14 protein-coding genes are annotated in these 11,713 nt (G+C 70.3%); 10 read left to right on the top strand and 4 right to left on the bottom strand.

All coding sequences use genetic code 11. The annotated features are described in order from the left end of the window. Positions 1-100 precede the first annotated feature (100 nt). From ABZ796_RS18870 to ABZ796_RS18845, 6 genes are all read left to right on the top strand, one after another. Positions 101-1,165, top strand: coding sequence for a homoserine O-acetyltransferase (locus ABZ796_RS18870; protein ID WP_357338848.1), 1,065 nt, complete (start codon positions 101-103; stop codon positions 1,163-1,165). Positions 1,166-1,172: 7 nt separating this feature from the next. Next, on the top strand, positions 1,173-2,495 hold the full coding sequence (locus tag ABZ796_RS18865) for an O-acetylhomoserine aminocarboxypropyltransferase/cysteine synthase family protein (protein ID WP_357338847.1): 1,323 nt from the start codon (positions 1,173-1,175) through the stop codon (positions 2,493-2,495). Then, a complete protein-coding gene (locus ABZ796_RS18860) occupies positions 2,495-2,989 on the top strand; it encodes a CoA-binding protein (protein WP_357338846.1) in 495 nt (164 codons plus the stop codon). The genes ABZ796_RS18865 and ABZ796_RS18860 overlap by 1 nt, the downstream gene beginning before the upstream one ends. Positions 2,990-3,061: 72 nt before the next feature. After that, on the top strand, positions 3,062-3,583 hold the full coding sequence (locus tag ABZ796_RS18855) for an OsmC family protein (protein WP_357338845.1): 522 nt from the start codon (positions 3,062-3,064) through the stop codon (positions 3,581-3,583). Positions 3,584-3,639: 56 nt separating this feature from the next. Beyond that, a complete protein-coding gene (locus ABZ796_RS18850) occupies positions 3,640-4,194 on the top strand; it encodes an OsmC family protein (RefSeq protein ID WP_357338844.1) in 555 nt (184 codons plus the stop codon). A 2-nt stretch (positions 4,195-4,196) separates the two neighbouring features. Beyond that, complete coding sequence (locus ABZ796_RS18845; protein ID WP_357338843.1) at positions 4,197-5,435, top strand: NAD(P)-binding domain-containing protein; 1,239 nt, start codon at positions 4,197-4,199, stop codon at positions 5,433-5,435. A gap of 107 nt (positions 5,436-5,542) precedes the next feature. Here the strand turns inward: ABZ796_RS18845 and ABZ796_RS18840 are convergent, their stop codons facing one another. Further along, positions 5,543-6,313, bottom strand: coding sequence for a TetR/AcrR family transcriptional regulator (locus tag ABZ796_RS18840; RefSeq protein ID WP_357338842.1), 771 nt, complete (start codon positions 6,311-6,313; stop codon positions 5,543-5,545). Positions 6,314-6,412: 99 nt separating this feature from the next. Here ABZ796_RS18840 and ABZ796_RS18835 point away from each other — a divergent pair, with 99 nt between their 5' ends. Genes ABZ796_RS18835 through ABZ796_RS18825 form a run of 3 tightly spaced genes read left to right on the top strand, consistent with a single transcriptional unit; the run spans position 6,413 to position 8,588 of the window. Next, a complete protein-coding gene (locus ABZ796_RS18835; protein ID WP_357338841.1) occupies positions 6,413-6,868 on the top strand; it encodes a nitroreductase/quinone reductase family protein in 456 nt (151 codons plus the stop codon). Continuing rightward, positions 6,865-7,803, top strand: coding sequence for an ATP-binding cassette domain-containing protein (locus ABZ796_RS18830; protein WP_357338840.1), 939 nt, complete (start codon positions 6,865-6,867; stop codon positions 7,801-7,803). The genes ABZ796_RS18835 and ABZ796_RS18830 overlap by 4 nt, the downstream gene beginning before the upstream one ends. After that, positions 7,800-8,588 (top strand): ABC transporter permease, encoded by a 789-nt coding sequence (locus ABZ796_RS18825; protein ID WP_357338839.1) that lies wholly within the window; start codon positions 7,800-7,802, stop codon positions 8,586-8,588. Before ABZ796_RS18830 ends, ABZ796_RS18825 begins: the two co-directional genes overlap by 4 nt. A 61-nt stretch (positions 8,589-8,649) precedes the next feature. Here ABZ796_RS18825 and ABZ796_RS18820 read toward each other — a convergent pair whose 3' ends face one another. After that, on the bottom strand, positions 8,650-9,087 hold the full coding sequence (locus tag ABZ796_RS18820; protein WP_357338837.1) for an aromatic ring-opening dioxygenase LigA: 438 nt from the start codon (positions 9,085-9,087) through the stop codon (positions 8,650-8,652). A 206-nt stretch (positions 9,088-9,293) separates the two neighbouring features. Here ABZ796_RS18820 and ABZ796_RS18815 point away from each other — a divergent pair, with 206 nt between their 5' ends. After that, positions 9,294-9,761: a DUF6069 family protein gene (locus tag ABZ796_RS18815; RefSeq protein ID WP_357338836.1), complete on the top strand. Its 468-nt coding sequence runs from the start codon at positions 9,294-9,296 to the stop codon at positions 9,759-9,761. 13 nt (positions 9,762-9,774) lie between these two features. On the opposite strand, the gene ABZ796_RS18810 is transcribed toward ABZ796_RS18815, so the two are convergent. Then, the gene (locus ABZ796_RS18810; RefSeq protein WP_357338834.1) at positions 9,775-10,455 is read right to left on the bottom strand and encodes a methyltransferase domain-containing protein; all 681 of its coding nucleotides are present in this window, start codon (positions 10,453-10,455) and stop codon (positions 9,775-9,777) included. A gap of 19 nt (positions 10,456-10,474) precedes the next feature. Further along, on the bottom strand, positions 10,475-11,365 hold the full coding sequence (locus ABZ796_RS18805; RefSeq protein ID WP_357338832.1) for a hypothetical protein: 891 nt from the start codon (positions 11,363-11,365) through the stop codon (positions 10,475-10,477). Between the last annotated feature and the right edge of the window lie 348 nt (positions 11,366-11,713).

Here is an 11,713-nt window from a genome sequence, read left to right as displayed (position 1 = left end):
CATGAGAACTCGACGCCTGGATCCCGGACATCCGCCCGCGCGCTCGACTCACGCGCTAGATTCTGGAGTTAACGACTCGACTTAATGGAGAGAGGGGTTGATGAGCGTGGTGCTGCGTACGCCCCTCTTCGACGAGTCCGACCCGCTGCGCCTCTCCGGCGGCGGCACGCTGGCGCCCGTCGAGGTCGCCTACGCGACCTACGGCGAGCTCGCCCCCGCCCGCGACAACGTCGTCTTCATCGCCCACGCGCTCACCGGCGACGCCGAGGCCGCGCAGTGGTGGCCGACCATGGTGGGGCCGGGCAGGCCGGTCGACACGGACCGGTTCTTCGTGGTCTGCGCCAACCTCCTCGGCGGCTGCCGCGGCACCACCGGCCCGTCCTCGACCGACCCCGCCACCGGCCGGGCTCGAGGGCTCGGCTTCCCGATGATCTCGGTCGCCGACCTGGTCACCGTCCACCGCCGGCTGCTGGCCCACCTCGGCATCGAGAAGCTCTACGCCGCCGTCGGCGGGTCGCTCGGCGGCATGCAGGTCCTGCAGTGGGCCGCCGACGCCCCCGGCCAGATCGAGCGAGCGGTCCTGGTCGCCGCCTCCGCCCGGTTGAGCACGCAGAACATCGCGCTCTCGAACATCGCCCGGCAGGCGATCCTGCGCGACCCCGACTTCCGCGGCGGGCGCTACCCGGACGACGGCGTCGTCCCCGTCAACGGGCTCTCGGTGGCGCGGATGCTCGGCCACGTCACCTACGTCTCCGAGCCCGGACTGGAGGCGAAGTTCGGCCGCTCCCGGCGGGGCGGTTCGGCTCCGGGCTTCGGGATCGACTTCGAGATCGAGAGCTATCTCGACCACCAGGCGAGCTCGTTCGTCGACCGCTTCGACGCGCTCTCCTACCTCTACCTCTCCCGCCTCCTCGACTACTTCGACCCCTTCGCCGACGACGGCTTCGCGAAGGCGATCCGGGACACCCGGTTCCAGGTGATCTCCTTCGACTCCGACTGGCGCTTCGGGACCTCCCACTCGGTCCTGATCGAGAAGGAGCTCCGTCGCACCGGCGTCGACGTCGAGCGTCACGAGATCGCCTCGACCTGGGGCCACGACTCGTTCCTGCTCGACCCACCGGGCTACCTCGACCTCGTCCGAACCTTCCTGTCCGATAACGCCTAGGAGATTCATGACCGACCACACGTACGGCTTCAACACCCGTGCGATCCATGCCGGCAACATCCCCGACGCCGCCCAGGGCGCCCGGGCACTGCCGATCTACCAGTCGGCGTCGTTCGTCTTCGATGACACCGCCGATGCCGCGGCGCGCTTCGCGCTGCAGAAGTACGGCAACATCTACACCCGCGTCGGCAACCCGACCGTCGCCGCGTTCGAGGAACGTGTGGCCTCCCTGGAAGGTGGCATCGGGGCGGTCGCCACCGCGTCCGGTCTCTCCGCCGAGTTCGTCACCTTCGCCTCGTTGGCCGGCGCGGGCGACCACATCGTCGCCTCGGCACAGCTCTACGGCGGCTCGGTCACCCAGCTGGACGTCACCCTGCGCCGCTTCGGGGTGTCGACCACCTTCGTGTCCTCCTCGGACCCCGAGGCGTACGCAGCGGCGATCCGCCCCGAGACCAAGCTGGTCTTCGCCGAGACCGTCGCCAACCCGTCGGGCGACATCGCCGACCTGGCCGGGCTGGCCGACGTCGCCCACGCGCACGGAGTGCCGCTGGTCGTCGACTCGACCATCCCGACGCCGTACCTGTCCCGGCCGATCGAGTGGGGCGCCGACATCGTGGTGCACTCGGCGACCAAGTTCCTCGGCGGGCACGGGACCACGCTCGGCGGCGTCGTCGTCGAGTCCGGCCGCTTCGAGTACTCACCCGAGCGGTTCCCGCTCTTTCACGAACCGGTCGAGCACTACGGCGGGCTCTCGTGGTGGGGCAACTTCGGCGAGTACGCCTTCCTCACCCGGCTCCGCGCCGAGCACCTGCGCAACGTCGGCGCGACCTTGTCACCCCAGTCGGCATGGCAGCTCGCCCTCGGCGTCGAGACCCTGGCGCTGCGGGTCCAGCGCCACGTCGAGAACGCGCGGATCGTCGCCGAGTGGCTCGACGCCGACCCACGGGTCGAGCACGTCCGCTGGGCCGGGCTGCCCTCTCATCCGCACCATGAGCGGGCCCAGAAGTATCTGCCCCAGGGCCCCGGCAGCGTCTTCTCGTTCGACATCGCAGGCGGCCGGGCGGCCGGCGAGCGGTTCATCGAGTCGGTCGAGCTGGCCAGCCACCTGGCCAACATCGGCGACGCCAAGACCCTGGTCATCCACCCCGCCTCGACCACCCACCGCCAGCTCAGCGAGTCGCGGCTGACCGAGGCCGGCGTCTCCCCCGGCCTGGTCCGGATCAGCGTCGGCATCGAGGACGCCGACGACATCGTCTTCGACCTCGACCAGGCGCTCACCGCCGCCGTACCAACGGTCTCGGGCTCCGCTTCGACCAGGAAGGACTCCTGATGACCATCACCCAGATCCCGCACGAGCCGACCGCACGCGAACGCCAGGGGCTGCTCCGGGCCGCGAGGTCGATCGCGATCGTCGGCTTCTCACCCAACACCGCCCGATCGAGCTACTACGTCGCCACCTACCTCGCCCAGGACACCGATTACCGGCTCTACTTCATCAACCCGAACGCCGCGGGCCGCGAGGTGCTGGGCCTGCCGGTCTACGCGAGCCTGGCCGACCTCCCGGAGACCCCCGACATCGTCGACGTCTTCCGCCGGGCCAGCGACCTGCCCGCCGTCGTCGAGGAGGTGATCGCACTGGGCTCGCCGGTGGTCTGGTTCCAGCTCGGGCTGACCAACGACGAGGCCGCGTCGACAGCGCGCGACGCCGGGCTGACGGTCGCCCAGAACCGCTGCCTCAAGATCGAGCACGCCCGGTTCCACGGCGGCCTGCACCTGGCCGGCTTCGACACCGGCGTGATCTCGGCACGCCGGACCGCGCGATGAGACCTCCTGCTTAGTCGAGTTAGTTAGTCTATTATATCAAGTAAGACAGTCCCTCGACCCCGGAGTGTTCTCATGAGCATCGATTCACAGACACAGCTCAACGATGTCGACCTCGCCGCCGTCGGCAACCTCGTCCAGGCGATCCAGGACGATCCCGCCAAGGCACGTACGACCTGGGCCGCCCACGTGACCTGGAAGGGCGCCTTCGCGTCCGAGGCGAAGATCCGTTCCTTCGAGCCCACGCAGTCCGACGAGCCCGCGGGTCTCGGGGGCGGCGACGCCGCGGCCAACCCCGTCGAGCAGCTTCTCGGCGCGCTGGGCAACTGCCTCGCCGTCGGCTACGCGGCCAACGCCTCGGTCGCCGGGATCGAGCTCGACGACCTGCGCATCGACCTCAAGGGCGACGTCGACCTCAAGGTCTTCCTCGGCCTCGCCGAGGGCCACGCCGGCTTCGACGCGATCGACGCCGTGGTCACCATCGCCTCCGAGGCGCCTCGCGAGGAGCTGGAGGCGCTCCACACCAAGGTGCTCGCCAGCTCACCCGTCGGCCACACACTCAACAGCGCGGTCCCGGTCAACGTCTCGCTGGCCTGACAGTCCCCACCACCCATCCACGCCCCATCCACACCCATCGAAACGAGGAAATCACCATGACAGAGACCACCGTCGACAACGGCGTCAACGTCGAAGCCCTGCTCGGCGCGCGGGCCGCGCTGCAGGAGACCCCGGAGGCCGCCAAGTTCACCTGGCGCGCCACCAACACCTGGGTCAAGGGCACCCACTCCAAGAGCAAGGTCGAGGGCTTCTTCGGCCTCGGCGAGGAGCAGGAGGCCGGGCGCTCCTTCGAGTCCGACGGCGACCACCCGCCGCAGTTCGCCGCCGACAACCAGGGCCCGACCCCGGTCGAGACGGTCCTGGTGGCCCTCGGCGGCTGCCTGACCGCCGGCGTCGCCGCCGTCGCCCAGCAGCGCGGCATCCAGCTCAACTCCGTCACCGCGACGATCGAGGGCGACCGCGACATCCGCGGCATCCTCGGCGCCGACGCCGACGTCCGCAACGGCTTCACCGGCGTACGCGTGAACTACTCGATCGACGCCGACGCCTCCCCCGAGGACGTGGAGGCACTGGTCGCGCAGTCGCAGAAGCGCTCGGCCGTCTTCGACATCCTCACCAACCCGACCGCGGTCAGCGTCTCGGTCTCGTGACCATGAGTGTCCCGTCTCGCCGCACCACGGTCGCGGTGATCGGGGCGGGGCACAGCGGCCTCGCGGTGAGCCACCGACTCGGTGCCGAGGGGATCGACCATGTCGTCCTCGAGCGCGGGCAGGTCGCTCACTCGTGGCGTACGCAGCGCTGGGACTCGCTCCGCCTGCTCACCCCGGGCTGGATGAACCGGCTGCCCGGGCTCGCCGACCCGCTGCTCGGCCCCGCCGAGGCCGACGAGTTCCTCACCGCGGCCCAGGTCGCCTCGCTGGTCGCCGGCTATGCCGACGTGATCGCGGCCCCCGTGCACGACAACGTCGAGGTCTACCGGGTCTCCCCCGGTCAGAACGGTTTTCTGGTCGAGACCTCCGCAGGTCCCTGGACGGCGGAGCACGTCGTGCTCGCCACCGGTTCCGTACGCGGCGTGGTGCCCACCCTCGCCGCCGACCTGCCGCCCGGCCTGCCCTCGGTGCACGCCATCGACTACCGGCGGCCCTCCCGGCTCCCGCCCGGCGGGGTGCTGGTGGTCGGAGCGGCCGCCAGCGGCGTACAGATCGCGGCGGAGCTGCAGGCCTCGGGTCGCCAGGTCACCCTCGCCGTCGGCGAGCACGTCCGGGTGCCGCGCCGCTACCGCGGGCGCGACATCTTCGCCTGGATCGAGGAGGCGGGCATCCTCGACGAGCGCTGGGACGAGCTCGAGGACGTCACCCGCGCCCGGCGGCTCTCCTCCTTCCAGCTCGTCGGCGGCACCACCACGCTCGACCTCAACACACTCCAGGAGGCAGGGGTCCGCGTGGTCGGCAAGCTGGCCGGGCTGCGCGACGGTTCCGCGCTCTTCTCCGGCTCGCTGGCCAACCTGGCGGCGCTGGCCGACCTCAAGGCCAACCGGCTGCTGAGCGGCATCGACCAGACCTTCGGCGGCACCGGCGAGCGGCTCGAGCCGACCCGTGTGCCCGAGCCGCTGCTGTCGCTCTCGCTGACCTCCGGCGAGATCGGCTCGGTGGTGTGGGCGACCGGTATCAAGCCCGACCACGGCTTCCTCGACGCCGATGTCTTCGACCACAAGGGCGCGATCCGCCACCACGGCGGCATCACCGACCTGCCCGGCCTCTACGTCACCGGCCTGCCCGTCCTGCGCCGTCGCCGCTCGACCTACATCGACGGCGCCCGCGACGACTCCGCCGACCTGGTCGAACACCTCTCCCAGCACTTGGCCACCCCCGCCCGCCGCACCGCCGGCTGAACCCCCCGCAACGCCGAGTCGGCTCGTCTTGACGAGCCGACTCGGCGACGTCTTCGGTCAAAACGAGCCGACTCGGCAGCGTTTGTCGTCAGAACGAGCCGACTCGGCTAACGGCCGACGTGCGCGAGGACGCCGTCGATGATCCGGGCCAGCCCGTAGTCGAGCTCGCGCGCGGGGTCGGTGGCCGCCTGGTAGGCCTCACCTGCAGCGGTGCCGACCCGGTTGGCCAGCGGGTAGTGGCTGCCCGCCATGACCTCGCTCAGGGTGTCGTAGTTGGCCTCCCACCACTGCGACTCGGTCATCCCGGTGACCTGCTCGGCGCGGCGCTTCATCAGCTCGCTGCGGGCGATGTTGCCGGCGAACCCGATCAGCACGGCGACCGTCTGGTCCATCTCCAGGTCGGTGAGCCCGATCCCGTCGACGGCGCTCAGCTGCCACTCGTAGCGGTCGCTCATGTTGGGCCCCAGCCAGGGGCGTACGTCCTGCACCTCGAGCAGCCACGGATGGGCCCGGAGCTCGTCGTGCGCGAGGTTGGCGACCAGCTCGAGGCGCTTGCGCGGGTCCGCGGGCAGCTCCGGGAGCTCGGTGCGGCCGGTCACCTGGTCGGCCATGAGCACCAGCAGTGCGTCGCGGTTGGGCACGTAGGAGTAGAGCGTCATCGCCCCCAGGCCGAAGCGCTGGGCGATGGCGCGCATCGTCACCGCGGCCAGACCCTCGGCGTCGGCGAGATCGATCGCGGCGTCGACGATCTCGTCGACGCTCACCTTCTGCTTCGGCCCCCGCTTCGCCCTCGGCTCCTCGCGCGCCCCGGTCCGATGGCGCCACAGCAGGCGCAGGGACGGGTCCGACTGGTCTGGCTGATCCGGCACGTCGTTCATCGTAACCTCATCAGAAATAATTTCGTACGTCGTACGGAACAAATGCTAGAGTCGCTCCGTTGTCATTTTCGTACAGCGTACGAAATTGGAGGAACGTGGATGCCGAACGATGCGAAACCGGTGCCACCGCGCTGGCTCAAGCCGATGAACAAGGTCTTCGTGACCCTGTCGAGAACCGGGCTGGGGATGAAGGAGCTGCCCGTGCTCACCGTGCCGGGCCGCACGAGCGGCAAGCCCCGCAGCACCCCGCTCTCGGTGCTGGACCTGGACGGACGGCGCTACCTGCTCGAGGGGTTCCCGGGAGCCGACTGGGCCCGCAACGTACGTGCCGCGTCCGGTCGCGCCACGCTGCGGGTCGGCCGGTCCACCGAGGCGGTGAGCCTCGTGGAGGTCGAGGGGGACGAGGCACTGACCGTGCTCCGGCTGTGGCCGGAGCGCATGGCGGACGGGGCGAGGATCATGGCCGACGCCGGGGTGGTCACCGCGGTGACGCCGGAGGCCTTCGAGGCGGTCGCCGGCCGCTGCGCCGTGTTCCGGATCGAGGTGGGCCGATGACTCCCCTGTCCGCGCGCAACGTGCGCAAGCGCTACCGCGACACCCAGGCGCTCGACGGCCTCGACCTCGAGGTCGCCGCCGGCACCGTGCACGCCCTGCTCGGGCCCAACGGCGCCGGCAAGTCGACCGCGGTGAACGTCTTCGCGACCCTGACCCGGCCCGATGCCGGCGAGGTGCGCGTCGGCGGCCACGATGTCGTACGCCACCCCGCCCGGGTCCGCTCCACGATCGGCCTGGTCGGGCAGAGCGCCGCGCTCGACGAGGCCCTCCACGGCCGGGAGAACCTGGTGATGTTCGGCCGCCTGCACGGCCTCTCGAAGCCCGATGCCGTACGCCGCGCCAGCGACCTCCTCGACGCCTTCGGCCTCACCGAGGCCGGCGACCGGGAGGTCTCGGGCTACTCCGGCGGGATGCGCCGCCGGCTCGACATCGCCGCCGGCCTGGTCACCCGCCCGCAGATCCTCTTCCTCGACGAGCCGACCACGGGGCTGGATCCACGCGGTCGCCACGAGGTCTGGGAGATGGTGCGGCAGGTGGTCGCCGATGGGACCACGGTGCTGCTGACCACGCAGTATCTGGACGAGGCGGACCAGCTCGCCGGCATGGTCACCGTGCTCGGCGCTGGCCGGGTGATCGCCGAGGGCACACCGTCCGCGCTCAAGAGCGATCTCGGCGGCGATCGGGTGATCATCACCGCGACCGGGCCGGACGACCTCGCCCTGATCGCCGGCATCCTCGGCTCCGCTGCGGTCATCGACCCGGACCGGCTCGAGGTCACCGTCGAGGCCGGCTCGGCCGGCGGCGGCGCCGCGGTCGTGGAGGTCGTACGCAGCCTCGACTCCGCCGGCATCACGGTCGACGACGTGCTGCTGCGCCGGCCGACCCTGGACGAGGTGTTCCTCCACCTGACCGCACCCGAAGGAGCCGACCGATGACCACCCTGCGACAGACCGCGACCCAGACCTGGGTGATCACGCTTCGCGACCTCAAGCACTGGCAGCGCGAGCCGTGGGGGCCCGTGTTCGGGATCCTGTTCGCGATCATGATGCTGCTGATCTTCGGCTACCTGTTCGGCGGTGCGATCGAGATGCCGGGCGGCGGGACGTACCTGCCCTATCTGCTGCCCGGCGTGCTCGCGCTGACGATGATGTTCGGCATCGACGGCACCATGGCCGTGGTCACCGAGGACACCAAGCGCGGTGTCACCAACCGGTTCCGGTCGCTGCCGATGAGCGGGCTCGCGGTGCCGCTGGGGCGCGCGGCCGCCGATCTGGGCAACTCGGCGGTCCAGGTGGGCGTACTGATGCTCGGCGGTCTGCTGATCGGGTGGCGGATCGAGGGCTCGTTCCTCGAGGCGGCGGCCGCGGTGGGCCTCCTGCTGTGGTTGCGGCTGGCGATGCTGTGGCTGGGCATCTTCCTCGGGCTGACCCTGCGGATGGAGGGTGCCCTGACGATGGTGCAGGTGCTGGTGTGGCCGCTGGGCTTCTGCTCGGCCCTGTTCGTCTCGCCCGAGACGATGCCCGGCTGGCTCGGCTTCCTGGCGGCCTGGAACCCGGTCTCGGCGACTGCGACCGCCTGCCGCGACCTCTTCGGCAACCCGACCGGGATCACCTCCGGCGTCCTCGCCGACCATGCGATGCTCCTGGCGTTGGCCTGGCCCGCGGTCCTGCTGGCGATCTTCGTGCCGCTCTCCGTCCGCGCATTCCGGCGACTGGGCTGAGAACGGGAGAACGGGCCCGGGAAGGCGATGCCTTCCCGGGCCCGTTGACGATTGGTGAGGGTCAGGCGGTGGCCGGCTCGAGGCCGTCGGTCCCCGCCGAGGCCTTCTCCTTCGCCTGTGCCACCGCGCGGGCCAGCGACCCGAGCGCGAAGGCGACGAACAGCAGTGCCACGCCCAGGCCCGCGACCAGCGCGGAGAGACCGAAGGCGGTGACCGCGGTCAGCAGCGAGGCGCGTACGAACGACGACTCCGCGGCAACGGCGCGGATCGGGTCCTCCTGGTCCAGCTCGGCGTACGTCTTGCCCTTGGTGATCCCCAGCGCGTGCTTCTCGACGGTGGCCGCCTGGGCATAGGCCGAGAAGGGGCCGTCGACGTTGTCTCCGGCGAGGAACGAGGCGTCGTCGGCGACGGTGATCTCCTGCACCTTCAGCTGGGTGTGTGCCAGGTAGTAGGTGGCGGCGCCACTGGTGATGAACAGGAGGCCGAGCAGCCCGATCACGGGCCCAGCAGCTTCGCGATCCGAGGTGTGCGGGTCATGCCGACCAAGGCTCACCTAACTTGCTTCCGTTGGATAGCCCCGGAGGGTGTGATCTTCACCCCTCAGAATCTTTTTTCCGGGAACCTGTCGTATCGGCGTCGAGGCGTTCGTGGAGAGGGTGAGAAGCGGTCGTACGGACCGCGACGACCACCACGAGAGGCACCACCATGAGCACCAGCACCTACACCCAGACCACGACCACCACCCACCAGTTCGCCGGGCGGTTGCCGGTCTGGCTCGTCAGCGTCACCGCCGTCGTCGCAGGCGCCCTGGTCACCGGCGTCTACGAGTTCCTCGCCCGCGCGGTCGGGGTGCCGTTCAACGTCGCGCTACCCGGCACCGGCCTCGCACCCGCCGCGGTCCCTGCGACCGGACTCGCCTGGGCCGTCGCCGAGCTCGGCCTGATCGGCATCGTCATCGCCGTCTGCCTCGACCGCTTCGCCAAGCGTCCGCGCTCGACCTGGAAGCGCACCGCCTGGACGCTGACGGCGCTCTCGCTGGTGCCCAGCCTGGTCGCCGTCACCGACTCCTACGCCACCAACATCATGCTGGTGATCTCCCACCTCATCGCCGCGGTGGTGATCGTCCCCGTCATCGCCGCCCGGCTGGCGGAGCGGAACCCGCGCCGCGCCTGAGGTCCTGCACACCTCAGCCCGGTGGCCGGCGAGCGATGATCAGCTCGCCGACACCGGGCATCGGCGCCGTCTCGACCGTGAATCCGGCGTCGGCCAGGTCGGCGAACAGCGCTGGTCTGGGATGAGTGCGGTAGTACATGACGAACTTCGGCCGCCACACCGCGTTGCGCACCCGCATCACCAGGTCGAAGCCGGAGAGCAGCCAGTAGGCCGCGTGGGTCGGCCCCGGCGCCCGACTGACCGGCATCGCGAACATCCCGCCCGGCCGCAGCGCCCGATGGATGCCCTCGAAGAGGGCCGGACGCTCCTCCGGAAGAAAGTGCCCCAGCGCCCCGAAGCTCACCACGAGGTCGTACGCAGCATCGAACGGCAGCGCACGAGCATCCGCCCGCACCAGATCGGCGTCCGGGTGAGCGGCTCTGGCCCGCTCGAGCATCCCGACGCTGAAGTCGACCCCCGTCGGCGGCTCCGCGGTCGCCTCCGCCAGCAGCTCCAGCCCCGCCCCCGTGCCGGTGCACACGTCGAGGCCACGCTCGAACGGCCCGTACTCCCGCAGCGCCGTGATCGTGGCCGCCAGCGTCCAGTCCGGCGTCCGGAACGGGGTCGCGTCGAACTTCGGCGCCAGCAGGTCATAGCCGCGCTCCACCGACGACAGCGCCTGGACGGCGAGCTCCTTGAGGGTGGGCCTCTCCACGGTTCAACGATAGGTGGAATCAGGTGATCCGCTCCGTCGTTCTCGATGACCCTAGGAGGCAGGCGTCGCCGCACGCCGTCGGGAAGTCCATCCAGCCGCGCGCTGCCAGGACTCTCGCAATGCTCCGCGCAGTCCGGCAGGGCGTCTCGAAGACCTGATGCCAGCGCAGTCGCGCGGTGACGGTGCCGGTGGCGGCGAGGTCGTCGAGCACCCGGTCGGCATCGCGAGCCTGGTCGCGCCAGGTGTCATGGCCCAACGCTCCGTCGAGCTCGACGACCAGCCCGTACGCGGCATACTCCACGTCCCGGAACTGACTGCCCTTCGACGTCGCACGGACCGCCTGTCGCTCGGACCGTGGCAGCCCGTGGACGCGCTCGACCTTGGTGAGATAGCCATGCTCGAGTACGGAGTTCGTGCCGGACTCCAGATCGTCGATGATCTTGGCGATCCAGGCACGGCGGCGCAGGGACGGGAAACGACTCAGCGCCCCACGGAGCGAGCCGACGGTGACATGAGCCCGCCCAGCAACGTCGGCAAGACTGGCGATCGCGTCGATTTCCGAGCGGGCGTCGTGCGCCATCGCCAGCGCGTTGTCCTCCAGCTTCAGGCGAGGCGGGACGCCACCGTGGGCATGGGTCTCGAGATTGGTGAGGCGGTGGATCACGATGCCGGGCTGAGGCGCCACCCTCCGGGTCTGGTCGACGGCGACATGGATCGGGTCGGGGACCATACCCGGCACCATCGGCCGCTCTGTGCGGGGCGCCTCCGCACTCGGGCCGCACACGTAGGCGGGTGCGGCGTAGAGGACGGCTGCCCAGGCGCGCTGGTGCCAGGTGAGCGGACCCGTGTGATCGACGTACACCCGCGGATGCACCCGCACGATCTCCTTGCGCCGCTGCATCCTGATCATGTCAGCGCGCGTCAGCCCACCTGCCGCGAGTTGCGCATGGCTGAGCACACCATCCTGCTGACGTCGCTGCGCGTCCATCAGCCTGGCCGCGTGCTCCCGCTCCCAGACATCTACTCGACCGCTGGTGACACCCGAGTCCTCCACACTCCAGTTATCCCACGTAAAGGCCCAGAACCCTAGGAGGGTGAGTCACGCCCAGCGTGACTCACCCTCCTAAGGTCGCCGGCCGATCGCGAGGAGGTGGTTCGAGAAGTGATTCGCCCTGGGTTTCGTTCCTATCGGTTTCCCTGTCCGGCGGTCGCCGGCTGGGCTGAATCAAGGTCAGCGTAGTAGGCCTGTTCGACCTCG

It is taken from the genome of Nocardioides sp. NPDC047086 (assembly GCF_040643685.1).
In the GTDB taxonomy this organism is placed as follows: domain Bacteria; phylum Actinomycetota; class Actinomycetes; order Propionibacteriales; family Nocardioidaceae; genus Nocardioides.
The sequence above is the reverse complement of the archived record's forward strand: the minus strand, read 5'-3'. Positions and strand labels throughout refer to the sequence as shown.